Origin of the sequence: Corallococcus sp. BB11-1, from assembly GCF_026626625.1 — a bacterium.
GTDB classification, from domain to species: domain Bacteria; phylum Myxococcota; class Myxococcia; order Myxococcales; family Myxococcaceae; genus Corallococcus; species Corallococcus soli.
Genome location: NZ_JAPNJY010000027.1, coordinates 18,824 through 43,771, shown reverse-complemented (window position 1 = coordinate 43,771; position 24,948 = coordinate 18,824). Strand labels below are relative to the sequence as shown.

Below are 24,948 nucleotides of genomic sequence, written 5' to 3'. Positions count from 1 at the left end.
CTTGCACACAAAATTCAGGGTTTCGCCGCCCCCCGGAGGGTCTCCAGGAGGGCCTCCAGGTCCGCGTCCCGGGTGAGCGGGTGGATGAGGGTGGTGCGCAGGTACACCCCCTCCGGCAGCCGCGTCTGCACCAGGTAGAATTTTCCCGAGGTGACGAGCGCCTCGCGCAGGCGGACCTGGAGGGCGTCCCACCCGTCCGGGGGGACGTGCGCGGGCGTGTGGCGGAAGCAGACGATGTTGCAGTCGGGCGGCAGCGCGAGCTGGAAGTCCGGGGCGGCCGTCAGCATCCCCGCGAACGCCTGGGCCTGGTCGTAGGACGCGGTGACGGCCTCCTCGAAGAGGCGCGTGCCCAGCACGGACAGGCAGGTGTACAGCTTGAGGGCCATCATCTCCTTGGTGCACTCCAGGGTGCGCAGGCCCACGTCGCTGAAGGGGCGCGCGTCGTCGCCGTGGAAGAGGTAGTGGGCCTCCTGGGAGAAGGCGTCGAAGGAGCGCGCCCCGTCGCGGAAGAGCACGGCCGTCACCAGCGCCGGCATCAGCAGGCCCTTGTGCGCGTCCCACACCACGGAGTCCGCCCGTTCAATGCCCTTCACCCGCGCGCGGTACTTCGCGCTCAGGCTGGCGGCGGCCCCGTGCGCGCCGTCCACGTGGAACCACAGGTCGTGCTCCCGGGCGAAGTCCGCCACGGGCTCCAGCGGGTCGAAGGCGCCGGTGGCGGTGGAGCCCGCGCTGGCCACCACCGCGATGGGCTTGCGTCCCTGGCGCAGCGCCCCCTGGAGCGCGCCCTCCAGCGCGTCCGGCCGCACGCGGAAGGAGGCGTCCACGTCCACCGGGGTGAGGCCGCCCTCGCCCCAGCCCATGATGCGCACCGCGCGGGCCAGGCAGTAGTGCGCGGAGCGGGGGACCAGCACCGTCAGGGGCGGGCCCGCGTGCGCGCCGCCGTTCCACGCATCGAAGCCGGCCTTCGCCTGCCGCGCCGCGAGCAGCGCGGTGAGGTTGCCCGCGCTGCCGCCGGAGGTGAGCACGCCGCGCGTGGTGTCGGGCAGGCCCAGCCTGGACGCCATCCACGCCAGGACGTGGTGCTCCATCGCGGTGGCGATGGGGCCCATCTCGTACACGGCCATGCCGTTGTTGAGCAGCGACGACACGCCGTCGCACAGGGCCGCCAGGGGCAGCGGCGCCGTCACCTGGTGGCCCACGTAGCGCGGGTGGTGCAGGTGGTGGGAGCCCTCCAGCACGCGCGCCATCAGGTGCGCGAAGGCGCCGGCCGGCTCGGCGGAGGGCTCCTCCGGGAAGGGCGCGGCGAAGCGCTCCTGGTTCACCGAGGGCGGCGCCCAGGGCAGCACCGGCATGTCGCCCCCCTTCAGCGCGGCCTTCAGGTAGTCCGCGAGCTGGTCCATCAGGGCGTGGGCGGTGGTCCGGAAGGCATCCGGGGCGTAGGCGGCTTCCAGCGGGGTCGTCATGGCGTGCGCAAGCTAGCGGGTGGCGGCGCGACGGGGAAACCGTGGAGGGGCTGGTGCCCGGGCCCGGCGAGGATTAATCCAAGGGGGTACCGGGCGTGCGCGCTCCGCGCCCCCGAAACGCCAGGAGGCCCTCCGTGTCCCAGACGACGGTGACCATCACCTACTGCAGCGCTTGAGGCTATGCCCCCAGGGCCGCCCGTGCGGCGGCCGCGCTGAAGGATGAGCTGGAGTTGGAGTCGGAGCTGAAGAAGGGCCCGTCGGGCAGCTTTGAGATCGCCGTGAACGGACGGGTCGTCATCCGCAAGACGGGGCTGGCCTTCCCCACCGAGCAGGAGGTGGTGGACGCCGTGGCCAGGGCCGTGGGGCCTTAGGGAGGGCGGGCAGGCAGGGGGCAGACGGGAACCCGAGCGGCTCGCGCGGGCCAGGGGCCATCCCCACCTTTGCCTCACCTGCTTCATCCAGGGGAGGTGACGACCGATGGCCTTCGACGACACGCCGTTCGAGCGGCGCTCCATCATCAGCGGCATGCACGTGCGCGCTTCGGACGGGAAGCTGCTGGGGTACGTGGCCCTCATCGGCCAGGAGCACCTCTATGTCCGGCGCTCGCCCTTCAACCGGCGCTGGAAGGAAGTGCCCCTGTCCGCCGTGAAGCGGGTGCTCCAGGGCGACGTCCTCCTGCGCGACGACGCGGGTCCGCTGGTGGACGCGGACGCGCAGTTTCACGGGGAAATCCCGACCCAGACGTTCCCCCTGGCGTTGATTCCGGGGACGTCACACGTCTGACGCCGGGGCCGGCGGGGTCTGGCGCCGGACACTCCGGTGCGGCGCGGGGCGCTGAAGTGTGCTTCAACCCCGCCCCATGGCCACCTCCATCGAAGAGCTCTCCCAGAGGGTGTCCGCGGCCTTCGCGGACCGCTCGAAGCTGAAGGACGCGGACACCGTGGCGGCGGTGCGCGAAACGCTGGCGCGGCTGGATGCCGGCGAGCTGCGCGTCGCCCAGAAGGAGCCGGACGGCTGGCGGGTGAACGCCTGGGTGAAGGAGGCCATCCTCCTGTTCTTCGCGGTGTCGGAGATGCAGGTGATGGAGGTGGGCCCCTTCGAGTTCTACGACAAGGTGCCCCTGAAGAAGGGCCTGGAGGCCGCGGGCGTGCGCGTGGTGCCGCCGGGCACCGTGCGCTACGGCGCCTTCGTGGAGAAGGGCGCTGTTGTGATGCCCGGCTACGTGAACATCGGTGCCCGGGTCGGCGCGGGCACCATGGTGGACACCTGGGCCACGGTGGGCTCCTGCGCGCAGGTGGGCCGCCATGTCCACCTGTCGGGTGGGGTGGGGTTGGGGGGTGTGCTCGAGCCGCCCTCCGCGTCGCCCGTCATCATCGAGGACGGGGCCTTCCTGGGCAGCCGCTCCATCGTGGTGGAGGGGGTGGTGGTGGAGGAGGAGGCGGTGCTGGGCGCCAACGTCGTGCTGACCGCGTCCACGCAGATCATCGACGTCACCGGCCCGGAGGAGCGCGTCTACAAGGGGCGCGTGCCGGCCCGGAGCGTGGTGATTCCCGGAATGCGGGAGAAGGAGTTTCCCGCCGGGAAGTACATGGTCCCGTGCGCGCTCATCATCGGGCAGCGCAAGGCGTCCACCGACCAGAAGACGAGCCTGAACGCGGCGCTGCGGGAGTTCGCGGTTCCGGTGTGAGGCGCGAAAATCCGCCATCGCCGGAGGCGCGTATAGAACCTCGGTGACTCACGCGGTCCCAAGAACCCACCCCATGGAACACCTCGACGACATCCTCCCCGAGTGGCTGCTCGGGACCCTGGAGCCGGCCCGGCGGGAGGCCGCGTCCCGTCACCTGGACGGGTGTGCCCGGTGTCGGGCGGACCTCTCCCGGCTGGCGCCGGCCGTGGATGCCCTCGGGACGCTGGTGGTCCCGGTGTCGCCTCCGGCGGAGGCGCTGCCCCGCCTGATGCGGCACATGGAGGGCCCCGGGCGCTTCGCCCGGTGGGGCGCGAAGGTGGCCGCGTTCCTGGACGTGACCCAGGAGCGGGCGCTCGCCCTGCTGGAGTCCACGGCGGATCCGAACAACTGGATGCCGGGCCCGGTGGAGGGCGTGGAGCTGATGCCGGTGGAGACGGGCCCCGCGCGCGAGGGGATGATGGCGGCCATCGTGCGGCTGATGCCCGGCGTGCGCTACCCGCGCCACACCCACGTGGGCCGCGAGTGGAACCTGGTGCTGGAGGGCGGCTTCCGCGAGGACAACGGCCATGAGGTGTGGCCGGGCGAGGAGCTGGAGAAGACGGACGGCTCCATGCATGACTTCACGGCCCTGCAGGGGCCCGCGTGCATCGCCGTCACGGTGCTGGACGGCGTGACGTCCTTCGACGACCTGTAGGCCCTGGCGGGCGGCGTGCTGGGAGCGGGCGGGGGCGGGGAGTATGGTGGGCCCCGCATGGCTTCCAACGACCTCGCCGCCCGTCTTGCCCATACGACGCTCGAGTTGTGCCGCATCGACAGCCCCATTGGCCACGAGGGTCCCATCGCGGCCCACGTCGAGGGCTGGGCGCTGCGCCACTTCCGCCGGGAAGAGGTCTTCCGCGTCGGCCACACGCTGCTGTTGGGGTCGCTGGAGGATACCCGGCCCACGGTGGCGCTCATCGGCCATCTGGACACGGTGCCCATGCACCCGGGCGACGTGGGCCGCGCGCCCCGCATCGAAGGCGAGCGCGTGCACGGCCTGGGCGCGTCCGACATGAAGGGCGGCCTGGCGGTGATGATGGCGCTGGCGGAGGACCTGCGCCGCGACACATTGCCCGTCAACGTGGCCTTCCTGCTGTACGAGCGCGAGGAGGGGGCCTACGCGGAGAGCGGCCTCATCCCGCTGTACGCGAAGCGGCCGGACCTGACGCGCGTGAGCTTCGGCATCGCGATGGAGCCCACGGATGGCGTGGTGCAGGTGGGCTGCGTCGGCAGCATGCAGGTGACGGTGCGCTTCACCGGGCGCAGCGCGCACTCCGCCAGGCCGTGGCAGGGGGAGAACGCCATCCACAAGGCGGGCCCGCTGCTCACGGAGCTGTTGGGGCGCGAGCGCGTGGAGGTGAACGTCGCGGGCTTCCCCTTCTACGAGGTGATGAGCGCCACGCTCGCCAAGGGAGGCCGGGCGCGCAACGTGGTGCCGGAGGCGTTCGAGCTGAACCTCAACTACCGCTTCGCGCCGGGCAAGAGCGTGGCGCAGGCGAAGGAGGACGTGCTGGCGCTGGTGGCGGGCCGCGCGGAGGTGGAGTTCACGGATGCGTCGCCCAGCGGGCCGGTGGCCGCGGGCAACCCGCTCTTCCAGCGGCTGATGGCGCTCACGGGGCTGCCGGCCGCGTCGAAGCAGGCGTGGACGGACGTGGCGCGCTTCGGTGAGTGGGGCGTGGACGCGGTGAACTTCGGGCCCGGTGAGACGGCGCAGGCGCACCAGCTCCATGAGAGCGCGCCCATCCCTCCGCTCGCGGTGGCGTACGAGAAGCTGGCCGCGTTCCTGAAGGGCGCGGCGTAGCGAAGCGTTGACCCGTGCGCGCCGGGGCCGGATTTTCGGCCTCGCGCGGTGGTGATCGCGCGGGCATTCGTTGGATGGCGTGCATCTGTGCTGGGGCGCATGGGTTGACTTCATGCGGTTGCGCGTACGCTCCGGGTGTTTTCAAACCTGGAGGGTATTGATGAACGCTGAAACGAACGCGCAGGACCCGAACGAGACCCCGTCGCTGTCCAACACCCTGATGCTGGCCGGTGAGTCCGCCACGCCGTCGCGCCGCCGCGCTTCAGGGACGCGCAAGAGCGCGCGCAAGGCCTCGCCCCGCCGCAGCACCGGCGCCGCGAAGCGCGCGACCACGAAGCGCACCACCGCGAAGAAGGCCGCGGCCAAGCGTCCTGCCGCGAAGAAGGCCGCGGGCAAGCGTGGGACGGCGAAGCGCGCCACCACGAAGCGTGGGACGGCGAAGCGCGCCACCGCCAAGCGGGGCGTCCGCAAGTCGCCCGTCCGTCGCGCCGCCGCGGGCCGCACCGCGCGCAAGACGACGACCGCGAAGCGCGGCACGACGGCCCGGAAGAACACCCGCGCGGGCGCTCGCAAGAGCCCGTCGCGTCGCTCGCCGCGCCGCTAGGACCTTCGCTGGCGGGAGGTGGGGAGGGTGGCCGTCCCGTGAAGGGATGCGCGCTCCCCGCACTGTCAGCGGCGAAGCGCAAGGCGTACGGCTCCTCGCCGCTCCCCACTCCACGCGGATGGCCGTGGACTCATTCCGGCATGGCGCTGGAGTCCACGGACCGCGACGGCTTGGATATGGACAACAAGCTCACGGGTCCAACTGGAGCCAGGAGTCCGCACGCGCCGTGCTGGGAAGCGGCTCCCGTGCGATGGACGGGACATGGAGGTAGTCCTCCTCCGTCGGCAGCCCCTTCCGCTCCGCGAGCCGAACGAGCGCGAGCCCTTCAACGCAGAAGTGGGCCACGGTGACCGCCAACTCCGGTGCCAGCCTGTCCTTGCGGACCTGCCGTTGGAAGTGGTCGGCGCGCTCTGACAGGAACAGGGACAGGCTCTCCCCAAATGCCTTTCCATCCGATTCGAGCAAGGCTTTGCAGATGCCCCACCGCGCATCCTCTGCGCCCTTCAGGGCCTGCTCGTACCGCGCAAGCAGCCCTTCACACTGATGCGGCTCCGCCCCCAGGAAGAAGTGCTGCATGAGCAGCTCGACAAAGTAGAAGTCCTCCGCGTACTCCTCGCCCTGCACCCATGCCCGACGCGCGTGGCGCGCCACCAACGTGGCCCCCTCGACGTCATCCGCCGCCACGGCGTCGAAGAACGGGGCACACTGACTGGTCCGGATGGGTGCATCGACCGCATGCGTCAGGTAGTGCCCGAAGGCACGCCCGCTCTGGAACAGCCGGAGCAGCAGCCCCTCGGAGGTGCCCTCCAGGAAGAGCGAGCCAATACCCGCCAACCGCAGGTGCTGGCAGAACTCCATCATCTTCCGCCAGGAGATCGTCCCGGCGCGCACCGCGGGCAGCAACTCGGCCGCATCGCCCAGCGCATTGTGTACGAACACAGGGAGGAATTCGGAGGGCAGGGTCATCGGCGGCTCCCGCGAACCGCAGGGGCACCGTGGTTCATGACTCCGCCTCCTGGAGGTGGAGCGTGCCCACGGCGCCTTCAGCGGAACTTGAGAGGATGAGCGCCTGTCCCTGCCAGGCCTGGCGCAAGGACAGGGCCTGGCTGGCGAGGCATACCCCCAGGGCGCCGCTTGCCGCCCCCACATCTCCGACGGAGCCGCAGGGCAGGTGCGACTGACAGCGGCCCAATCGCTGTTCGAGCCGGACGAGCGCACCCCCCCACTCACGGGCCCTCCACTCCTCTCCATTCAGGTCCGCGTAGACTTCTCCTTCGAAGGGGCCCGTCGGAGAGACCCGATCCAGGCCCTCCCGGACGCAGGCCGCGAGCCCTTGGCCCGTGTTCGGCTGCCCTGAGGCATGGGCATGTGGCTCCTGGCCGGTGGCAATGGCGGTGATGAGGGCTTCGGCCGCCACCTGCCGCCGCCGCGCACCCGACTCCCGCTCCACCAGCAGGCACACGCCCGCCTCGCCTGGCATGAGCCCGACGGGTTGGTCCTCGGACTTCAGGCGCCTCGCTTCGGACAACTGGGTCAGCAGCAGCGGATCAAACAGCGAGTCGACGGCCACCACCAGCAACTGCTCCAGCCTCCCAGCCTCCAACTGCTGGAGGCCGCTGCCCAGGGCGAGCGCGGTGCCCGCGTGTCCCGAGGGAAACAGGTGCAGGTTTGCCTCCGGAATGGGCAGGCCCAACAGCCGGTGCAGGGGGCGCAGGTAGTCGTCTCGCAGGATGCCAGGGATGTCCTCCACTTCGGAGAGCAGGAGCTCCGCGTTGACCGCTGGCAGCACCGCGAGCAGCCCCGTTCGACCCCAGAAGCGCCCATCCGAAGCGCCAGGGACCGAGGCGTGCTCCCGCAGGTCCGCGACGCACCCGCGCGCCAGCCGCAGCCAACGGCCCACCAGATGGAACCCCTCCGTGTAGGCCTGAATGGGGTGGCCCACGAGCTCCATGGGTTCCTGGGTCTCCTCGTCCACGAGCCGGAAACCTGGGACCTTGCGAGGCCGGGCGATGCCCGCGCGGATGGCGGCACAGGCTGCGGCGGCGGTCCTTCCCACCGAAGTGATGGCGCCCGTGGCGGTGATCGCGGCTCGTGGCGCGCTCATGCGTTCCCCGTCATGAAGGCCTCGAAGGGCTGCACGGACATCCTCACTCCCTTGGCCCGCGACAGCGCGGCCCGCTGGACCCAGGTCCAGGCCCGAGGCTCCACCTGACAGGCCCCCTGGCTGCGCACCGCCAGTTCCCAGGCCAACACCGGGCGCCGTCTCATGGAGACCTCCTCCAGGGCCGCGACCAGCCCCTCGGGCGACCAGGGTCGGCCCAGCAGATAACGCCCTCGGTCCTCGAAGCGCGGGCGGGCCTCGCGCCACCATGCCTCCACCTGGGCCGCATGCACCTTCATCGCCAGCACGCCGGGCCCCGGCAGCTCCGCTTCGTCACCGCCGCCGCCGGCCTCGCCCTCCTCGGCGGGCTCCTCGTCCTCTGGAACCCTCTCCAGGAACCGAGGCTCCTCCAGCGGCAGTCCGGTGATGGTCGCGAACGAGTCGGCCGCCGCCCAGCTCCCTTCATCCCGGATGATGTCCAGCAGCGCCTCCGCCGCGGAGAGCCGACCGCAGAACCCCAGGGCCCAGAGCACCTCCTCGCGCAGTTGGGGCCACTCCAGTCCCCGCACCAGCGCCTCCGTTTCGCGGGGGCCTCCGCTGATGGCCAGCGCGAGCAGCGGCACCCGTCCCCGGACACGGCCCTGCTCCACTTCCTTGCGGCATCGCAGCCACGGCTCGCGCAGGTGGTGGATGAGCCCCGCCACCCGGGCGGCGTCCTGGAGCGAGGGCGGGGCGTCCTCCATCGCGCCTCGGACCCAGGCCATGGCCAGGGGCGTCGGCACCAGGCGCGCCGCCCGCAGCGCCGCCCGATGGAGCGGTGTCGGGCCGCCGGGAGCCAGCCGCGCCAGCAGCGGCGTCACGTCCGCCCCGCGGTGGACAAGCACCTCCAGCACCCCTGCTTGAGGCAGCGCCTCCAGTCCAGGCGCTACCCGCAGCAACGCGCCCTCCAGCCCGGTGCGCTCCCCCAGCTCCAGGGCCCTCAGCAACCCGGCGCGCTGGGCGTCCTCCGCTGTTCCCAACGCCTCCAGCACGGACGGGGTCCGGTCCTCCTCCCGCGAGGCCATCAGGGACCAGGCGGCGGCGCCTACGCGCTCCGGCTCCTCCGCTGCTAGGGCAGGCCATAGCAGCCGACCGGCCGCGGCCCTGCCTCCGGTGACCAGCCCCCCCAGGTGCGCCAGCAGCCGCGCCTCTTCTCCTCCCGCGAGATCCTCCAACCGCTCATCGGGAGCCAGGAGGGAGCGCTCGCGCTGGCGCCACAGGAAGGAGGCTTCATCCAGGTGCTCCTCCAGGACGTCCCACAGAATGCGCCGTGCGCCGCGGGGCCCGGGCGGGATGGGGCGGTCCGCCATCACCGGCACCTACTTTCCCGCGTCATTGAGCGGCAGCTCCTTCCAGTAGACGTTGGCGAACCGCCGGTCACTGATCTCCTTGGCCAGCTCGTAGCGCAGCACGTAGGTCATGGGATCCTTGTCCACACGAAACAACTGCGGCGCGCGTTCCACCTTCTCGCGGTCCAGCACGTGCTTCTTGATGGTGAGGGGCTTGTTGGGAGTCTTGTCGCTCCAGAGCACCTCACTGGCCTGGAAGTCGACACAGTCGAAGGTGCCAATGGGATTCACGATGCAGTAGTCAGGGCTGTAGCTGCGCTTGCGATGGTCGTACAGCGTGAAGCCCAGATATTCGATCTCGTTCGTGCAGTGCTTCTGGATGACGGCGCGCAGCTCGCTGGAGACGATGAGGGTGTTGCGGGTATTGCCCAGCAGGGGTGACAGCTTGATGCCCGGCGAGTCCTCGGACATGTAGACGCGCGCATCCTCCGGATAGAGGCTCCCCACCCGTTCGCCCAGGCCCACACGCGCGACGTCCATCCCCAGGCCCTCCACCAGGCTGTGCAGCATGCACAGCGTCGGGTCGCCCAGCTTGCCACTCACCATCAGCTTGAAGAACCGCAGCATGAAGTCCCTTCCCGGCGCTCCCTCACAGGGAGCCCGCGGCGGCATCTGCCTCGAAGGCATCCTCCAAGGCGTTGTTCTCCTTCTCCCCAGTCGCTTTCATCGACTCTCCCGCATCCAGGATGCCCTTGCGGTAGGTCCCTGAGAGGTCCATGAGCTGCTTCTTGCAGTCAGCGTAATCCGGCTTCTTGCGGTGCTTCTTCGCATCGCTCTGGACCGGCTTGAATATCTTGTCCAGGTCCGTCCGGACCTTGTCGCTATACGCCTCGTGGGAGCGCATGGTCCGGGAGACCCGGTGGCGGGGCAGCCCCAGCGCGAATGCAACCTCCTTGGCCATGGGGAGGATGATCATGTTGTGCGTGTGGTTGAGGTTGTACTTCTCCCTCAACAAACCGCCCCGGATGAGCCTGACATAGACCGGCTCCAGCGGTTCGCCCGCCGCCGCCTCGGCGATGGCGGCCTGGAATGCGCCATCGGGGATGATGTGGTGCGACTCGTGCCAGTAGGGCCGGGTGCACCGGGTCTGGAAGTTCTCACCGCCCGCCGTGATGTCCCAGGCCTTGTTGTCCTCGGAGGGGACGGGGTGCCGCCTGGTGCCGCTGGGGGTGCGGCTCAGCAGGTCGATGGTCTTTCGTGCCTTCCCACGCTGGGTCTTCTGGACGAGTTCCTGGATGGACTCATAGGCCGGCCAGTTGTACTTCGCCTTGTCTGCTGTATCCAAGGCCCTGCGGAAGGCCTGCCATCTGTAGTTGCAGGAGCTCTTCGTGAGAAATCCCGTGGACTTGTTGCGGCCAGCGTTGTGGCGGTTGAGGCAAGCTCCTGCCCCCTCGACGATGCTGGCCTCCGCGCCGACCGTATGCGTGTGCATCGTCGGCATGTTCTCGGCATCCCAGCTGTGCTCCTGTTTGGACATGCCTTCCTCCCACGAGCGGTGGCTAACACCACCACCAGTCGCGTCTCATGCGAAGCGCCTTCACGGCCCCGCTCAGTTGATCTGGACCTTCCCGCCCTTGATGCGCTGGACCTCATCCGCCTCGGTCCGGATGTTCACCCCCCGCAGGACGACCTGGCCATTGCGGCGCAGCGTGAGGCTCGCCTTCCCACAGCGGAGCACGACCTCCTCTCGCCCCTCGAGCACCACGCGACGGCCGTCCAGGTGGACCTCCTTCGGCGCGGCGGGCGGTGTGTCGAGCAGCGCGTCGATGAGCGGCGTCAAGCGCTCTGGCTGGAGCAGCCCCATCAGCAGCGGACGGGACGGGTCCCCGCCCGCGAAGAGCAGCACGGCTTCCTGACGCTGCGCCGCCGCATGCGCCAGCACCCCTGGCTCCAGGGCGACCGCGGTACGAGCCGGTAGCGGGCCCCGGTGGTTGCCGGGAAAGTCCACCAGGATACGCCCTGCCTCGAAGCCGACGAGCCACCCCGTCCTGGGCTCGATGATGCGCTCCTCCACATCAGGTGGCGCGTCGGAACGGTTGCCTTCTGGCTTCACGGGAGCCATGCGGGAGTCCTTGTCCGGCCTTGTGACGCGATGCTTATCGCGGTTCATGACAGACGTCGCACTCGTCCTTGGCGGAGCCGCCGAGGGCAACCACCGGTGGCTGCATCACCGGGGAAGGAGGCGTGTTCTTGTCGTTGTGCAGCATCAGGTCCATGGCACGCGCGACGTTCTTCCCTTCGAACTGCACATCAAACGAGAAGTTCACGAACTCGGCCTTGCCCTTTGTCTTGCTGGAGGCCACCCCACCGCCGGCCGTCCCTGCCTCGTCGCCCGTGCTGGTGCCGAAGTTCGAATCCTTCAGGCAGACCGGGTTGCCCTCCACCGTCACCTTCTTGCTGCCTTTGGCCGTGTCCGAGGACTTCGCGATGTTGGGGTAGGGAATGGGGATGGGGCCGCCCGGACTGGGGGTCTTGCACACGTCCGGGAAGGCCACGGTGATGCCACCAGAATCCTTGGTCACCACGGACATCTTGTTGACACCGGTATTGACGGCCATCGCGGCGACCTCCCAGTGGCAATAGACTATCGTATCGGCCCGTGGGTGTGTGCTGGATTCACTGAAAGGCCGCCTCGAAGAAGGGCAAGCGCCACCCGTTTGGGGGGGACAGGCGTCCTGCTAACTCATGTGAGGGTGGGTCCCACCGGCCGAATCGATGCGGAAGCCCGCCGGTGGGTACTTCGAGATCGCCGTGGGCGGGGCTTTCAGCGAAAATCGGCGCTCCGATGCCAACGCCCGAAGCTGCTGCTCGCGAGAACATTGACGCTGCGCTCCAGAAGGCGGGTTGGCTCGTCCAGGACTTCGCCGAACTCAACCTCGCCGCCGGGCTCGGGGTGGCCGTCCGCGAGTTCCCCCTGGCTCGTGGCCACGGCAAGGCGGACTACGCCCTCTACGTCGAGTGCACGGGGGCGTGCCGCTCGCTGAGCAGCAGCGGGACCGAAGGGAGGGACAGTGCTCCTCATTCACCAAGACCGCCTTGCAGTGAATCCACATAAAGCGCAGGAGCGCCGCGAAGACGAGGCAACTCCTGCGCTGCTTTCCCACGGGCGAGGTCCAGCAGTGGAGCGACGTCCGAGCTTGCTGGTCACGCTGGGAGTCTGCGCCCCACGCAGCGCGCGCCCGTCCTTCCGGAGCGTGGTGCCTGAATGGCGCCCCGGTGGGTTACGGTTACTCCGTGATCAGGTGTGCACGATGATCAAGGCCTTGACGCTTGCTGGGTGGGTCGCGGTGCTCCACGGGTGTGCTGCGCCCGCTGCTGCCTGGAAGGGCGAGGTGACGTAGCCGGACGAGCATTCGGCGAGGACTGTCGCCGAGTCCATGGACGCCGGTGCCGCGCTTGCCGCGGCGGGCGCCATTCGCGAGGTGGTGCGAACCCAGCCGTTTCCGAACCTGTTCGCGGGATGCTCAAGTCCGGAGCAGGGCTTGGATGTCACCGTCTTCACGGGCCCGACGCCCGACCTGTACTTCGTGGTCGTGGACCAGCGCTTTCACCGCTGCGGCGGCCCCAGCGGACGCGTCCTCGACTGGTGGGAGGTGTATGCGGTGACGCCCCAGGGCGTCGTGGTCGCGAAGGCTCCGACTCCGGCGGGAGAGGACCCTGCGGAGTCAGTGCCACCCGTGAAGGCACCGCCTGACGCCGGGTCCCCTCCGGACCAGGAGGCCGCTCCGCCCGCCCCACCTGCCGCGCCTTCTCCGCTTACGCCCGAGGCTCCGGCTCCCGCTGTGCCGTCGTCACCCACCCACCCGGCACCAATGCCTCCGACGCCAGCGCACCCCCGTCCGGAGGGCCCGTGAGGGCTTGCTCCTTTCCGGAGGTCGACGTCATCAACGGAGTGGCGTGAAGGAAGGAGTCACCACGAGAGGGGCCTGAGGCCCTGCGCGCATGTCCTTGTCCCGCCGGAGGGAAATCATTCCATCGGGTGAGGCTGGAGGCCCGTTGCCCGTTCTGGCTCAGGCGGCCATGGCGCTCCGGGCCTCGTCAGACAGCCGTTGCAGGTGCTGCTGGGTCTCATCCAGGAACTGGAGCACCCGCTCCGTCATCTCCGGACCCGCCGCATCCGGCGTGCCCGCGTTGAAGGGCGGGGCCGGGTCGTACTCCAGCATCAACTGCGTGAGCTTCGCCGTGTCCTCGCCGCGAAGGTGCGCGAGCAGCGTCAGCCCGAAGTCGATGCCCGCCGTCACGCCGCCGCCGGAGAACCGATTGCGGTCCACCACGACACGCGCCTTCACCGGCTCCGCGCCGTAGCCCCGCAGGAATTCGAGCGACGCCCAGTGCGACGTGGAGCGGTAGCCCCGCAGCAGGCCCGCCGCGGCCAGCAGCAGCGACCCCGAACACACGGACGTCACATAGCGGGCGCGCGGGGCCCGGTCCTTCAGGAACGCGAGCAGCGCCGGATCCTCCATGGCCCGGGCGGTGCCCATGCCACCCGGCACGAACAGGATGTCCAGGTCCTCCGGGCAGGTGTCGAGCGTCGCCGTCGGCTGGATGCCAATCCCGGAGTCGGACATCACGACCTCCAGCGTCTTCCACACCAGATGCGTCCGCGCGTGCATGCCCAGCACGGCCTGGGGACCGACCAGGTCCAGCAGCGTGAGGTCCGGGTAGAGCAGCATCCCCAGTTGGAGCGGCTCGGGGCGCGTCATGGGGTTCGTGAGGTCGTTCATGGGCAGTCTTTCCGGTTGAATGGAGGGGAGGGGAGACATCACCAGGCCAGGGCTTCGTGGCCCTGCGCGCGCCACACCGTGCCGCGCCGCTCGAACTGGAAGAGGGCTTCCACGCCGTGCGCCACGCGAGGCCCCACCATGCGCTCCAGCAGGTACACGCCCAGGTCCAGGCCGGACGTGACGCCCGCGGCCGTCACCAGGTTCCCGTCGTCCACGATGCGCGCGGCGATGACGTCCGCCCCCGTGTCCTTCAGCGCCTCCAGGGCCGCGTGGTTCGTGGTGGCGCGGCGTCCCTTCAACAGCCCCGCCATGCCCAGCAGCATTGAACCTCCGCACACCGTGCCCACCGTGAGCCCCGGCTTCGCGAGCGCCTGTTCCAGCACGTCCGAAAGCCCCGTCCCGACGGCGTTGGCGAGCAGCGCCGGAATGGAGCCCGGTCCACTCCCACCCTGCGAACCCGCGGCGCCCGGGAGGATGAGCAGGTCCGCGCGCTCCAGGTCGATGCGGCCCGTGGCCTTCACCAACATACCTGTGGGAGTGCTCGGCACCTCGCGAGCGCCCTCGAAGGAGACGAGCTCCACCTGCAACGCGCCTCCCGCGATGTCGCCGCCCGCCCACAGCACTTCATAGGGGGCCAGCGCGTCCAGCAGGTCGAAGCCGTCGAAGAGGACGATTTGAGCAAGCATGGCAATCCTTTCGCGGCGCGCCAGAAGGGCCCGCCGGTGGATGCCTTGTGCCTGTCCTCACGCCCCCGCCGTGAGTGGCGGAAATGCCAATCTGCGACGGGTTCCCGCCAATCCCGAAACAGATGCGTGACATCCCGTGGGTGGAGGGCAACCCGGCCCGCCATTCCTAATTCCTGAGATTACTCGAATTTGCCCGAGCACCATGTTTAGCGTGGAGTCGGGTTCTCAACGCCACTACAAGGCTTGGGAGTCCAACGAGGGGTACCCATGTCCAAGGCGCGACACAAACAGCCGTTCGAGCTGCCGGATTTCTATGTTCCGTGGCCGGCGCGCCTGAATCCGCACCTCGAAGCGGCCCGTGTCCACACGAAGGCGTGGTCGTACGAGATGGGCATCCTGGGCCCGCCGAACGACGGGACGGAGCGGGAGATCTGGTCCGAGCGCCGCTTCGACGGCATGGACTACGCGCTGCTCTGTGCGTACACGCACCCGGAAGCGCCGAGCGTGGAGCTGGACCTCGTCACCGACTGGTACGTCTGGGTCTTCTACTTCGACGACCACTTCCTGGAGGTCTACAAGTACTCGCGCGACATCCAGGGGGGGCAAGCGTACCTGGACCGGCTGCCGCTGTTCATGCCGCTGGACCTGGCGCAGACGCCGCCGGAGCCCACCAACGCGGTGGAGCGCGGCCTGTGGAACCTGTGGCAGCGCACCGTGCCCTCCATGTCCATGGAGTGGCGCCGCCGCTTCTTCGAGAACACCAAGCACCTGCTCGATGAGTCGATGTGGGAGATTGAAAACATCTCCGAGGCGCGCGTCTCCAACCCCGTCGAGTACATCGAGATGCGCCGCAAGGTCGGTGGCGCTCCGTGGTCCTCCGACCTGGTGGAGCACGCCGTCGCGGAGATCCCCGCCCGCGTCGTCCACAGCCGCCCGATGCGCGTCTTCAAGGACACGTTCTCCGACGCCGTCCACCTGCGCAACGACCTGTTCTCCTACGAGCGTGAAATCCTGGAGGAGGGTGAGCTCTCCAACGGCGTGCTGGTGGTGGAGAAGTTCCTGGAGTGCGACACGCAGCGCGCCGCGGACCTGGTCAACGACCTGCTGACCTCCCGGCTCCAGCAGTTCGAGAACACCGCCGCGACGGAGCTGCCCTGGCTCTTCGCGGAGTACGGCCTGAACCCGGCGGAGCAGGCGCAGGTGCTGCTGTACCTGCGCGGGCTCCAGGACTGGCAGTCCGGCGGCCACGAGTGGCACATGCGCTCCAACCGCTACATGAACCAGACCGCCGGGCGGGAGAACCGGGAGCTGTCCATCCCGCTGCCTGCCGGCCTGGGCATGTCCGCCCTCAAGCTGCCGCTGACGGCCGGCGCGCTGGGCCTGGGGCCCCGCGCCCGCAGCTTCAGCCACGTCCCGCGCCAGCACGTGGGGCCGGTGAAGCTGCCGAAGTTCTACATGCCCTACAGCACGTACCTGAGCCCGCACCTGGAGCGCGCGCGGCGCAACTCCAAGGACTGGGCGCGCCGGATGGGCATGCTGGACGAGCTGCCCGGCGTGGGGCTCTACATCTGGGATGACCACAAGTTCGACGTCGCGGACGTGGCCCTCTGCGGCGCGCTCATCCACCCGGACGCGACCCCCGAACAGCTGGACCTCACGGCGTGCTGGCTCGTGTGGGGCACCTACGCGGACGACTACTTCCCCGCGCTCTACAGCTACACCCGCGACATGCCGGGCGCGAAGCTGTTCAACGCACGCCTCACCCAGTTCATGCCGGATGACGTGGAGGCCGCGAACGCCGCGGTGCCCACCAACCCCGTGGAGGTGGGCCTGGCGGACCTGTGGAAGCGCACGGCCGGCCCGCTCTCCCCCTACGGGCGCAAGCTGTTCCGCAAGGCCATCCAGGACATGACGGAGAGCTGGGTCTGGGAGCTGAACAACCAGATCCTCAACCGCGTCCCGGACCCGGTGGACTACGTGGAGATGCGCCGCAAGACGTTCGGCTCGGACCTCACCATGAGCCTGTCGCGGCTGTCCAAGGGCGACGCCATCCCGGAGGCCATCTTCAAGACCCGCACGCTGCGCGCGCTGGAGAACTCGGCCGCGGACTACGCCTGCCTCGTCAACGACATCTTCTCCTACCAGAAGGAGATTGAGTTCGAGGGTGAGCTCAACAACGGCGTGCTGGTGGTCCAGAAGTTCCTGGGCGTGACCAAGGACGAAGCCGTCCTCGTCGTGAACCACCTGATGACCGCGCGGATGAAGCAGTTCGAGCACCTGGTCGCCAAGGAGGTGCCGGTGGTCATCCGCGCCTTCGACCTGGACACGGACGCGCAGGAGAAGCTGAACAAGTACGTGGAGCAGCTCCAGCAGTGGATGGCGGGCATCCCCATGTGGCACGCGGCGGTGGACCGCTACAAGGAATTCGAATTGCGGGACGCGGCCATGCCCAAGTTCAAGACCGGCAACATCGGCAGTCTTGGCGCGCTGGGCACGTCCGCGATGCGCGTGGTGGAGCTGTTCAAGCGCGAGCGCTCCTGAGTCTTGAAGGCAGTGAACAGGCTTTGATTTTCCAACCTAGGGAGAGGTGACCCATGTCGAACCCCAAGACGCATGATGAGAACTCGCTGAGCCTCGGGACCGCGGCGGCACGCCAGCTGGCGACCACCACCAAGTCCGAGCCGCAGATGCAGGGCATCTCCTCGCGGTGGCTGCTCAAGCTGCTGCCGTGGGTGCAGGTGTCCGGCGGCACGTACCGCGTCAACCGCCGCATGAGCTACGCCGTGGGCGACGGCCGCGTCACCTTCACCAGCACCGGCGCCAAGGTGCAGGTCATCCCGGCGGAGCTGGGCGAGCTGCCCCTGCTGCGCGGCTACGACGACGCGGAGGTCCTCTCCGCCCTGGCCAACCGCTTCGTGCAGAAGGAGTACAAGGCCGGTGAGGTCATCACGGAGGCCGGCAAGGAAGCCGACTCCATCGTCCTCATCGCGCACGGCAAGGTGAACCGCATCGGCGCCGGCAAGTACGGCGAGCCCACCGTGCTGGACACGCTGGCCGACGGCGACCACTACAGCTACCAGGCGCTGCTGGAGTCGCAGGACCACTGGCAGTTCACGGTGAAGGCCGTGACGCCCGTGACGGTGCTCATCCTCCAGCAGTCCGCCTTCGAGGCGGTGGTGGCCCAGGCCCCCTCGCTCAACAAGCACATCGAGGAGTTCAAGGCCCGCTCCAAGAAGAAGCAGGACACCTCCGGCCAGGCCGCCATCGAGCTGGCCGCCGGCCACAAGGGCGAGCCCGTGCTGCCCGGCACCTACGTGGACTACGAGACGGCGCCCCGCGAGTTCGAGCTGAGCGTCGCGCAGACCGTGCTCCAGATACACACGCGCGTCGCGGACCTCTTCAACGACCCCATGAACCAGACCCAGCAGCAGCTGCGTCTGACCGTGGAGGCCCTGAAGGAGCGCAAGGAGCACGAGCTCATCAACAACCGTGAGTTCGGCCTGCTGCACAACGCGGACCTCAAGCAGCGCATCCACACCCGCCGCGGCCCGCCGACGCCGGACGACATGGACGAGCTGCTGGCCACCGTGTGGAAGGAGCCGTCGTTCTTCCTGGCCCACCCGCGCGCCATCGCCGCGTTCGGCCAGGAGTGCAACCGCCAGGGCATCTACCCCACCAGCGTGGACATGAACGGGAACATGATCCCCGCCTGGCGCGGCATCCCCATCGTCTCCTGCAACAAGATCCCCGTCACCGAGTCGCGCACCAGCTCCATCATGCTGATGCGCGTGGGTGAGAAGAACCAGGGCGTCGTCGGCCTGCACCAGGCCGGCATCCCGGATGAGATCGAGCCCAGCCTCAACGTCCGGTTCATGGGCATCAACGAGAAGGCCATCATGAACTACCTGGTCACCGCGTACTTCTCCGCGGCCGTCCTCACCCCGGACGCGCTGGGCATCCTGGAGAGCGTCGAAATCGGTCGCTCGTAGTCCCAGGCCCCCACGCACTTCCGGAGCTCTCTTCATGGCGAATCCCATCAACAACGGCGACACCGAGCACTCCAGCCTCAGTACGGCGGGTGCACGCCAGCTGGCGACGACGACCAAGTCCCAGCCGCAGATGCAGGGCATTTCCCCGCGGTGGCTGCTGCGCATGCTGCCCTGGGTGGCGACGAACGGCGTGTTCCGCGTCAACCGGCGCCTCACGTACTCCGTGGGCGACGACCGGCTGAACTTCACCAACGTCGGCGCGAAGGTGGAGGTCATCCCCCAGGAGCTGCTCAAGCTGCCGCTCCTGCGCGGGTTCGACGCGGACGAGGAGGGCCTGACGGTCCGGGCGCTCGCGAGCCGCTTCGTGCAGAAGCAGTACAAGGCCGGTGAGTCCATCGTGGAGGCGGGCCAGCCCGCCGAACACGTCTTCCTCATCGCGCACGGCAAGGCGACGAAGCTGGGCACGGGCAAGTTCGGCGACCCCGTGGTGCTGGACACGCTCGCGGACGGCGACCACTTTGGCGATTCGGCCGTGGTGGAGTCCAACGACGTCTGGCCCTTCACGGTGAAGGCGAACACGGCCTGCACCGTGATGGCGCTGCCGCAGCAGGTGTTCGAGTCCCTCATCCTGAACGCCCCCGCGCTGAGCGCCCACGTGGCCCGGTACAAGGCGAACCTCAAGAAGCCCCAGGACAAGGCGGGGCAGGCCGCCATCCCGCTCAACGCCGGCCACCACGGCGAGCCCACGCTGGCGGGCGGCTTCGTGGACTACGAGCTCAAGCCCCGCGAGTACGAGCTGAGCCTGGCGCAGACCATCCTCCGCGTGCACACCCGCGTGGCGGACCTCTACAACGACCCCATGAACCAGACGGCGGAGCAGCTGCGTCTGACCCTGGAGGCGTTGAAGGAGCGCAAGGAGCACGAGCTCATCAACAACCCTGAGTTCGGGCTGCTGCACAACGCGGACTTGAAGCAGCGCATCAACACCCGGAGCGGGCCGCCGACGCCGGACGACATGGACGAGCTCTTGTCGCGCCGTCGCAAGTCCCGCTTCTTCCTGGCCCACCCGCGCACCATCGCGGCCTTCGGCCGGGAGTGCAATCGCCGGGGCATCTACCCCACGGTGGTGGACGTGGCCGGCAGCAAGATGATGGCCTGGCGCGGCGTGCCCATCCTGCCGTGCGACAAGATCCCCATCTCCAACACGCTCACCAGCTCCATCCTGGTGCTGCGCACCGGGGCGGATGACCAGGGCGTCATCGGCCTGCACCCCGGGAAGCTCCCGGACGAGGTGGAGCCCGGCATCTCCGTGCGCCGCATGGACATCAACGACAAGGCCATCAGCGAGTACCTGGTGAGCACGTACTACTCCGCCGCGCTCCTGGTCCCCGACGCGCTGGGTGTCCTGGAGAACGTCGAACTCGGTCACTGATGTCTTGAGTTGAATTGAATCAAATGGAACGGGCCCGGCGCGGATGCACCGGGCCCGTCTTCATTTCATCCCCTGGCGCTCAGTACTTCACGCGCAGCAGGAAGACGTCGCCGCGCAGGGGCCTGAGCTTGTCGACACCGAAGTCGGTGACGCGGTCCGTGTGGCCGTACAGCACCGCGTCGCCGTCCGGCATCAGCACCACCGCGGGCACGGCCTCCACGCCGTACAGCTCGCCCCGGGGCTCCGGGGTGACGCCCAGGAAGAGGCGGGAGACCAGGGCCTGCCCCTGTGGGTCGAAGCGCTGGGTGAAGAGCTGCGCGGCGCCCAGGCCGTCCTGGCCGGTGGTGCCGTTCTCCAGCCACGAGTACGTGTAGCCGGTCACCAGCACCTCGCCGGAGGCCTGCATGGCCACGCCCTGCATCTGGGCGTCCTGTCCCAGGTCGCGCGCCCAGCGCTCGGTGCCGTCCGCGGCGGTGACGACGACGAAGGGGCTGGGGCCGGACGCGCCCTTCAGCGGCGTCTGCGCCCAGGAGAAGGTGCCCTGGAAGTCACCGCCGGCCACCAGGTCGCCAGAGGGGCCCCAGCTCACGTCCCGCGCGGCGCCCTTCACGCCGGGCCGGACCTTGGCCCACCCGAGCGTCCCGTTCGTCCGGTACAGCGCCACGAAGGGGCTGCCCGTCCCCGCCGCCTGCGTGCTCTGGGTGCCGAAGCGCACGGCGCCCACGTACTTCCCGGCCACCGCCACGCTGCCGTCCTCCGCCAGCGCCAGCGCCAGGGGCTGCGCGCCCGCGCCGGTGGCCTCCGCGCTGCCCACCGCGAAGGCGCGCTCCGGCGTGCCGTCCGGCGCGAACACCGCCACGCCCGCGCTGGGGCCCTTCACGCCCGCGCCCAGGTCCACCGTGTCCGGCGCGGTATAGGCCACGTACAGCCGGCCCTGCGCGTCCGCCGCCACGTCCGCCACCGTCAGGGCCGCCGGCACTTCGTGGGCCCAGAGCGTGACGCCGTCCCCGGACAGCCTGGCGACGAAGGTCCCACCGGCCAGCTTCCCGGTGCCCAGGTCCATGAGGCCCTGGTGGTTGCCGGCCACCAGCAGGCCACCCGCGCCATCCGCAGCGATGCGGGCCCGGACGTCGGCGCGCAGCTCCACGGGCGTCATGGCCACCTGGACGTCATAGGCCCTGGACCACAGCGTCTGGCCCGTGCCCGAGCGCCGGGTGAGCACCAGCTGTATCGAATCGTCCGTGGGGGTGCGTGCCTCCAGGTCGTCGTAGCCGTGCACCGCCGCGCTGAAGAAGTCCCCGGATGGGTCCACCGCCAGGTCCAGCGCCAGGTCGTCCTGGGCGGCGCCCTCCTTGGAGAGCCACAGCGTGGCGCCCGACGCGGGCGGCAACTGCTCCGGCTCCTTGTCGGGAGGCGGGGTTGCATTCGGGTCCGCGGGCGGTGTCTCCGCTCCAGGAGGGGGCGGCGGAATGTCGTCCGGCACCGCCGGCTGCCCCGCCGGACACCCCGCCGCCGTGTCCCGGCAGTCCTTCGGTTCGGGCGGCGTCGCTTCGCCACCGCAACCCCAGGCCCCACCGACCACCCACCCCAGCACCGTCGCTCTCACGACAGTCCTGCGCCACCCCCGCCCGAGATACATGGAATCGCCTCCGTGGATGGCAGGTTCCTCACGCTGTCTCACACCAGCAACGGCTGCCCTGGAGGCTGCTCGGTCGCCCGCTGCTGAACGCACCACCGGGGCGCGCGCGTGGGGCCCGCGACACCGTGGATGGGGACGCGGGCGCCCCGGGCGGTCCCCGCGTTTTCCCACCCCTCCCCAAAGACAGACACTACCGCCAGAAGCCGATGGAGACGCCCCAGTTGGAGTAGCGGCTCGCCAGGTCGAACGACGCGGTGATGGACCAGTCCTCCCAGTAGCGCAGCACGAACAGCTCCAGGCCGCCGGTGAGGTGCGGCCGGGGGTTGCGCCCCGAGAAGGGGGTGGACTCCAGCCAGGTGCCCGCGCGCAGGCGCAGGATGCCCGGGAATGTGTCCCACTCCGCGCCCACGCGGGGCTGGAAGGTGGCGCTGTCGCCCACGCGCTGGGGCTCCGCCGTGGAGGAGAAGGAGCGCTCCGGGACGGCGTTGCTCACGCTGGAGATGAGGTCCACCTGCGCGGTGATGAGCCAGCGGCCGGCGAGCGCGTCCCGGGGCTCCTCGGCCGGCACCGGCAGGTCGTCCCCCTCCACCTGCAGCTGGCGCCGTCCGGCGGGGGACAGCCGGTTGTAGCGGTTCGCGCCTTCGCCCAGCCGCCAGCTGGCGCCCAGGGACAGCACGGCGGGCGACACCACGGCCGCGTAGATCTGCCGCCCGGCGATGAAGGGGCTCTGCCCGTCGTCGCGGCGCCAGCCGGCCACCACCTCCGGACGCACCGCCACGCCAATGCGGTAGGGCCGCCCGTGCGGACGGTAGAGCATGTCCACCGCCACGCCCGTGTCGCCGTAGCGCCAGGACTGGTCGCCCAGCTCGCTGAAGCTCGCCTGCGCGGAGAAGATGCCCAGCGACAGGATGAAGTCGTCCTGGCCGAACGCCACCGAGCCCGCGAGCACGGACTGGGTGAGCGACACGCGCAGCCGCTCGCCCTCGCCCCGGCAGTCCAGGGTGATGCAGTAGCCGGTGCGGCTGTTGCGCCAGAAGAAGCCGATGCCGAAGCGTTTGTATTGCAACATCAACGCGCCCAGCAGCTGCCGGCTGTCCACGGACTCGTCGGCCTGGCCGTCGTTGTCCACGTCCCGGCGCTTGGTGCCGGTGAAGGGCAGGTCCAGCCAGGACAGGGTGACGCCCAGGTCCCAGTCGCGCTCCAGCGTGGGGCTGCGATGCGCCAGGGCGGAGAGGTTGCTGGGGAAGCCCGCGGCGCCCTCGGCGATGCCCACGTAGGCGCCGCCCAGGCCCACCACGCGCGCGGAGCCCAGGAGCGTGCCGGAGTTGAAATACAGACGTTCCGGGCGGGGCTCGGTGGGGACTTCATCCTGCGCGGAGGCCGGGAGCGCGGCGAGCCACGCCGCGCACGCCAGGGCCCACGCCGCGCCACGCACGCCGTGAATCACCGACCGCCGGTCCCTTCGCAGAAGAGGCGGTCCGCTTCGGTGGCCAGGTCGGTGTCGCGGAAGGTGAGGCCGCCCGCGTCGTGGGTGACGAGCGCCAGCGTCACCCTGCGCCATCGGATGTCGATGTCCGGGTGGTGGTTGGCGGCCTCCGCGGCCCTGGCCACCTTCTCCACGAAGGCGATGCCCTCCAGGAAGGAGGGCGCCTCATAGACGCGGCGGATCATCCCGCCCTCGTGCGTCCAGGCGGGGTGCTTCGCGAGGAAGGTCTGGAGCGCATCCGGGGAGAGCAACGTGCGGTCGTAGGCCATGCCTCGCGTTCTACCCGCTCCGGGGTTTGATGGAAGCCCCGGCGCGTGTGACGTCCGCTCTTCGGTGTTTCAACTCACGCGCGCGAAACCGCCTGCTTCCATTTTTCCAGGTGGCGCGCGCGCACTTCGGGCTTCATCTTCGGCTTGAAGGTGCGGTCCGCCTTCCACGCGCGGCGGATGGCGTCCGGGCTGGTCCACACCCCGGCGCCCAGGCCGCCCAGGAAGGCCGCGCCCAGGGCGGTGGTCTCCAGGTTGCGGGGGCGCACCACGGGGACGCCCAGCAGGTCGGCCTGGTACTGCATGAGCAGGTTGTTGGCCGCGGCGCCGCCGTCCGCCTTGAACGTGGGGATGTCCCGCCCGCTGTCGCGGCGCATCGCGTCCGCCAGGTCGTGAATCTGGAGCGCCACGCCCTCCAGCGTCGCGCGCGCCAGGTGGGCCACGGTGGTGGAGCGGTCGATGCCGGCGAACAGGCCGCGCGCCTCCGGGCGCCAGTGGGGCGCGCCCAGGCCCGCGAGCGCCGGCACGAAGACGACGTCGCCGGAGTCCTTCACGCTGGCGGCCAGCGCCTCCACGTCCGGGGCGCGCTTGATGACCTTGAGGCCGTCGCGCAGCCACTGCACGGCGGCGCCCGCGATGAAGGAGCTGCCCTCCAGCGCGTAGTGCGTGGTGTCCCCCAGCTTCCACGCCACGGTGGTGAGCAGCCCGGCCGTGGAGCGCACCGGCTGGGTGCCGGTGTTCATCAGCAGGAAGGCGCCGGTGCCGTAGGTGCACTTGGATTCGCCGGGGGTGAAGCACGCCTGCCCGAAGAGGGCCGCCTGCTGGTCCCCCGCCATGCCCGCGACGAGCACGCCGTCCGGCAGGCTCTTCATGCCGCGCGTGGTGCCGTACACCTCCGCGTTGCCGCGGATCTCCGGCAGGCACGCGCGGGGGACGCCCAGCAGCGAACACAGCTCGTTGTCCCACTCCAGGGAGCGCAGGTCCATGAGCAGGGTGCGGCTGGCGTTGGACACGTCGGTGACGTGGGCCACGCCGCCGGTGAGCTTGTAGACGAGCCAGGAGTCCATGGTGCCGAAGCACACGTCCCCCTTCTCCGCGCGCTTCTTCGCGCCCTTCAGGTGCTTGAAGAGCCAGGTGAGCTTGGTGCCGGAGAAGTACGGGTCCAGCACCAGGCCCGTCATCTCCCGCACGCGGGGCTCCACGCCCTGGCTCTTGAGCTCCTGGCAGATGTCCGCGGTGCGGCGGTCCTGCCAGACGATGGCGCGGCCCAGGGGTTCACCGCCGTCGCGGGTCCACAGGCCCGTCGTCTCGCGCTGGTTGGTGATGCCCACCACGGCGATGTCCTTGCCCGTGAGGCCCGCGTCCTTGAGGGCGCGCGCGATGCACCACTCGCTGGTGGACCAGATTTCGTTCAGGTCGTGCTCCACCCACGACGGCTTCGGGAAGTGCTGGGTGAGCTCCTTGTAGGAGCGCCCCACCACCTGCAACCGGGTGTCGAGGATGGAGACGTGGGTTCCGGTGGTGCCCTGGTCCAGGGCCAGGACGTATTTCGCCTTCGCCATCTGTGCGAGTCCTCTTCCGCCGGCGGAGGGCCGGACATGGGACCGGACCCTACTCCAGGCGGAGGCGCTCGCACGGACGGC

The 24,948-nt window shown here is 69.8% G+C and carries 23 protein-coding genes; 9 read left to right on the top strand and 14 right to left on the bottom strand.

The genetic code is table 11. The annotated features are described in order from the left end of the window. Positions 1–14: 14 nt before the first annotated feature. Positions 15–1,463 (bottom strand): pyridoxal phosphate-dependent decarboxylase family protein, encoded by a 1,449-nt coding sequence (locus OV207_RS21450; protein WP_267556984.1) that lies wholly within the window; start codon positions 1,461–1,463, stop codon positions 15–17. A gap of 134 nt (positions 1,464–1,597) precedes the next feature. Here OV207_RS21450 and OV207_RS21445 point away from each other — a divergent pair, with 134 nt between their 5' ends. The 6 genes from OV207_RS21445 to OV207_RS21420 all read left to right on the top strand — a co-directional run bounded on the left by OV207_RS21445 (position 1,598) and on the right by OV207_RS21420 (position 5,594). Next, positions 1,598–1,834 carry a SelT/SelW/SelH family protein gene (locus OV207_RS21445; protein ID WP_267556983.1) on the top strand — a complete coding sequence of 79 codons (237 nt, stop codon included), beginning with the start codon at positions 1,598–1,600 and terminating at the stop codon, positions 1,832–1,834. Between the two features lie 106 nt (positions 1,835–1,940). Then, positions 1,941–2,246, top strand: a complete 306-nt coding sequence (locus OV207_RS21440) for a hypothetical protein (RefSeq protein ID WP_193349564.1) — start codon at positions 1,941–1,943, stop codon at positions 2,244–2,246. A 76-nt stretch (positions 2,247–2,322) separates the two neighbouring features. Next, positions 2,323–3,150, top strand: coding sequence for a 2,3,4,5-tetrahydropyridine-2,6-dicarboxylate N-succinyltransferase (locus OV207_RS21435; RefSeq protein ID WP_267556982.1), 828 nt, complete (start codon positions 2,323–2,325; stop codon positions 3,148–3,150). A gap of 73 nt (positions 3,151–3,223) precedes the next feature. Next, the gene (locus OV207_RS21430) at positions 3,224–3,844 is read left to right on the top strand and encodes a cupin domain-containing protein (protein WP_193349562.1); all 621 of its coding nucleotides are present in this window, start codon (positions 3,224–3,226) and stop codon (positions 3,842–3,844) included. A gap of 57 nt (positions 3,845–3,901) precedes the next feature. Next, on the top strand, positions 3,902–4,990 hold the full coding sequence (dapE, locus tag OV207_RS21425; protein WP_267556981.1) for a succinyl-diaminopimelate desuccinylase: 1,089 nt from the start codon (positions 3,902–3,904) through the stop codon (positions 4,988–4,990). A 160-nt stretch (positions 4,991–5,150) separates the two neighbouring features. After that, entirely contained in the window at positions 5,151–5,594 is a 444-nt protein-coding gene (locus OV207_RS21420; RefSeq protein ID WP_267556980.1) for a cell envelope biogenesis protein TolA, read from the top strand. Between the two features lie 189 nt (positions 5,595–5,783). Here OV207_RS21420 and OV207_RS21415 read toward each other — a convergent pair whose 3' ends face one another. The 9 genes from OV207_RS21415 to OV207_RS21375 form a co-directional block, all read right to left on the bottom strand. Beyond that, positions 5,784–6,560, bottom strand: coding sequence for an Imm49 family immunity protein (locus OV207_RS21415; RefSeq protein WP_267556979.1), 777 nt, complete (start codon positions 6,558–6,560; stop codon positions 5,784–5,786). 34 nt (positions 6,561–6,594) lie between these two features. Continuing rightward, positions 6,595–7,698, bottom strand: coding sequence for a hypothetical protein (locus OV207_RS21410; protein ID WP_267556978.1), 1,104 nt, complete (start codon positions 7,696–7,698; stop codon positions 6,595–6,597). Beyond that, on the bottom strand, positions 7,695–9,044 hold the full coding sequence (locus tag OV207_RS21405) for a TIGR02270 family protein (RefSeq protein WP_267556977.1): 1,350 nt from the start codon (positions 9,042–9,044) through the stop codon (positions 7,695–7,697). Before OV207_RS21405 ends, OV207_RS21410 begins: the two co-directional genes overlap by 4 nt. A 9-nt stretch (positions 9,045–9,053) precedes the next feature. After that, on the bottom strand, positions 9,054–9,650 hold the full coding sequence (locus tag OV207_RS21400; protein WP_267556976.1) for an imm11 family protein: 597 nt from the start codon (positions 9,648–9,650) through the stop codon (positions 9,054–9,056). A 22-nt stretch (positions 9,651–9,672) separates the two neighbouring features. Beyond that, entirely contained in the window at positions 9,673–10,560 is an 888-nt protein-coding gene (locus OV207_RS21395) for an AHH domain-containing protein (RefSeq protein WP_267556975.1), read from the bottom strand. Positions 10,561–10,632: 72 nt separating this feature from the next. Beyond that, on the bottom strand, positions 10,633–11,145 hold the full coding sequence (locus OV207_RS21390; RefSeq protein WP_267556974.1) for a DUF6484 domain-containing protein: 513 nt from the start codon (positions 11,143–11,145) through the stop codon (positions 10,633–10,635). Between the two features lie 34 nt (positions 11,146–11,179). Then, positions 11,180–11,641: a DUF4150 domain-containing protein gene (locus OV207_RS21385; RefSeq protein ID WP_267556973.1), complete on the bottom strand. Its 462-nt coding sequence runs from the start codon at positions 11,639–11,641 to the stop codon at positions 11,180–11,182. A gap of 1,452 nt (positions 11,642–13,093) precedes the next feature. Next, on the bottom strand, positions 13,094–13,807 hold the full coding sequence (locus tag OV207_RS21380; RefSeq protein WP_267556972.1) for a DJ-1/PfpI family protein: 714 nt from the start codon (positions 13,805–13,807) through the stop codon (positions 13,094–13,096). 38 nt (positions 13,808–13,845) lie between these two features. Next, entirely contained in the window at positions 13,846–14,493 is a 648-nt protein-coding gene (locus tag OV207_RS21375; RefSeq protein ID WP_267556971.1) for a DJ-1/PfpI family protein, read from the bottom strand. Between the two features lie 267 nt (positions 14,494–14,760). Here OV207_RS21375 and OV207_RS21370 point away from each other — a divergent pair, with 267 nt between their 5' ends. From OV207_RS21370 to OV207_RS21360, 3 genes are read left to right on the top strand one after another with little or no spacing between them, the layout of a single operon-like run. Next, the gene (locus tag OV207_RS21370) at positions 14,761–17,034 is read left to right on the top strand and encodes a family 2 encapsulin nanocompartment cargo protein terpene cyclase (protein ID WP_267556970.1); all 2,274 of its coding nucleotides are present in this window, start codon (positions 14,761–14,763) and stop codon (positions 17,032–17,034) included. Positions 17,035–17,087: 53 nt separating this feature from the next. Continuing rightward, on the top strand, positions 17,088–18,482 hold the full coding sequence (locus tag OV207_RS21365) for a family 2B encapsulin nanocompartment shell protein (RefSeq protein WP_267556969.1): 1,395 nt from the start codon (positions 17,088–17,090) through the stop codon (positions 18,480–18,482). Between the two features lie 34 nt (positions 18,483–18,516). Further along, positions 18,517–19,914: a family 2B encapsulin nanocompartment shell protein gene (locus OV207_RS21360; RefSeq protein WP_267556968.1), complete on the top strand. Its 1,398-nt coding sequence runs from the start codon at positions 18,517–18,519 to the stop codon at positions 19,912–19,914. A 79-nt stretch (positions 19,915–19,993) separates the two neighbouring features. Here the strand turns inward: OV207_RS21360 and OV207_RS21355 are convergent, their stop codons facing one another. The 4 genes from OV207_RS21355 to glpK form a co-directional block, all read right to left on the bottom strand. Next, on the bottom strand, positions 19,994–21,520 hold the full coding sequence (locus OV207_RS21355) for a hypothetical protein (RefSeq protein WP_267556967.1): 1,527 nt from the start codon (positions 21,518–21,520) through the stop codon (positions 19,994–19,996). A 223-nt stretch (positions 21,521–21,743) separates the two neighbouring features. Continuing rightward, positions 21,744–22,988, bottom strand: a complete 1,245-nt coding sequence (locus tag OV207_RS21350) for a hypothetical protein (RefSeq protein WP_420715252.1) — start codon at positions 22,986–22,988, stop codon at positions 21,744–21,746. 8 nt (positions 22,989–22,996) lie between these two features. Beyond that, positions 22,997–23,308: a 4a-hydroxytetrahydrobiopterin dehydratase gene (locus OV207_RS21345; protein ID WP_267556966.1), complete on the bottom strand. Its 312-nt coding sequence runs from the start codon at positions 23,306–23,308 to the stop codon at positions 22,997–22,999. A gap of 74 nt (positions 23,309–23,382) precedes the next feature. After that, complete coding sequence (gene glpK / locus OV207_RS21340) at positions 23,383–24,867, bottom strand: glycerol kinase GlpK (protein ID WP_267556965.1); 1,485 nt, start codon at positions 24,865–24,867, stop codon at positions 23,383–23,385. Positions 24,868–24,948: the final 81 nt, after the last annotated feature.

What these genes read in the sequence shown, in the direction of transcription:
- OV207_RS21450 (WP_267556984.1), bottom strand. Translation starts at nt 1,463, where the DNA reads ATGACGACCCCGCTGGAAGCCGCCTACGCCCCGGATGCCTTCCGGACC.
- OV207_RS21440 (WP_193349564.1), top strand. Translation starts at nt 1,941, where the DNA reads ATGGCCTTCGACGACACGCCGTTCGAGCGGCGCTCCATCATCAGCGGC.
- OV207_RS21435 (WP_267556982.1), top strand. Translation starts at nt 2,323, where the DNA reads ATGGCCACCTCCATCGAAGAGCTCTCCCAGAGGGTGTCCGCGGCCTTC.
- OV207_RS21430 (WP_193349562.1), top strand. Translation starts at nt 3,224, where the DNA reads ATGGAACACCTCGACGACATCCTCCCCGAGTGGCTGCTCGGGACCCTG.
- dapE (WP_267556981.1), top strand. Translation starts at nt 3,902, where the DNA reads ATGGCTTCCAACGACCTCGCCGCCCGTCTTGCCCATACGACGCTCGAG.
- OV207_RS21420 (WP_267556980.1), top strand. Translation starts at nt 5,151, where the DNA reads ATGAACGCTGAAACGAACGCGCAGGACCCGAACGAGACCCCGTCGCTG.
- OV207_RS21415 (WP_267556979.1), bottom strand. Translation starts at nt 6,560, where the DNA reads ATGACCCTGCCCTCCGAATTCCTCCCTGTGTTCGTACACAATGCGCTG.
- OV207_RS21410 (WP_267556978.1), bottom strand. Translation starts at nt 7,698, where the DNA reads ATGAGCGCGCCACGAGCCGCGATCACCGCCACGGGCGCCATCACTTCG.
- OV207_RS21405 (WP_267556977.1), bottom strand. Translation starts at nt 9,044, where the DNA reads ATGGCGGACCGCCCCATCCCGCCCGGGCCCCGCGGCGCACGGCGCATT.
- OV207_RS21400 (WP_267556976.1), bottom strand. Translation starts at nt 9,650, where the DNA reads ATGCTGCGGTTCTTCAAGCTGATGGTGAGTGGCAAGCTGGGCGACCCG.
- OV207_RS21395 (WP_267556975.1), bottom strand. Translation starts at nt 10,560, where the DNA reads ATGTCCAAACAGGAGCACAGCTGGGATGCCGAGAACATGCCGACGATG.
- OV207_RS21390 (WP_267556974.1), bottom strand. Translation starts at nt 11,145, where the DNA reads ATGGCTCCCGTGAAGCCAGAAGGCAACCGTTCCGACGCGCCACCTGAT.
- OV207_RS21385 (WP_267556973.1), bottom strand. Translation starts at nt 11,641, where the DNA reads ATGGCCGTCAATACCGGTGTCAACAAGATGTCCGTGGTGACCAAGGAT.
- OV207_RS21380 (WP_267556972.1), bottom strand. Translation starts at nt 13,807, where the DNA reads ATGAACGACCTCACGAACCCCATGACGCGCCCCGAGCCGCTCCAACTG.
- OV207_RS21375 (WP_267556971.1), bottom strand. Translation starts at nt 14,493, where the DNA reads ATGCTTGCTCAAATCGTCCTCTTCGACGGCTTCGACCTGCTGGACGCG.
- OV207_RS21370 (WP_267556970.1), top strand. Translation starts at nt 14,761, where the DNA reads ATGTCCAAGGCGCGACACAAACAGCCGTTCGAGCTGCCGGATTTCTAT.
- OV207_RS21365 (WP_267556969.1), top strand. Translation starts at nt 17,088, where the DNA reads ATGTCGAACCCCAAGACGCATGATGAGAACTCGCTGAGCCTCGGGACC.
- OV207_RS21360 (WP_267556968.1), top strand. Translation starts at nt 18,517, where the DNA reads ATGGCGAATCCCATCAACAACGGCGACACCGAGCACTCCAGCCTCAGT.
- OV207_RS21345 (WP_267556966.1), bottom strand. Translation starts at nt 23,308, where the DNA reads ATGGCCTACGACCGCACGTTGCTCTCCCCGGATGCGCTCCAGACCTTC.
- glpK (WP_267556965.1), bottom strand. Translation starts at nt 24,867, where the DNA reads ATGGCGAAGGCGAAATACGTCCTGGCCCTGGACCAGGGCACCACCGGA.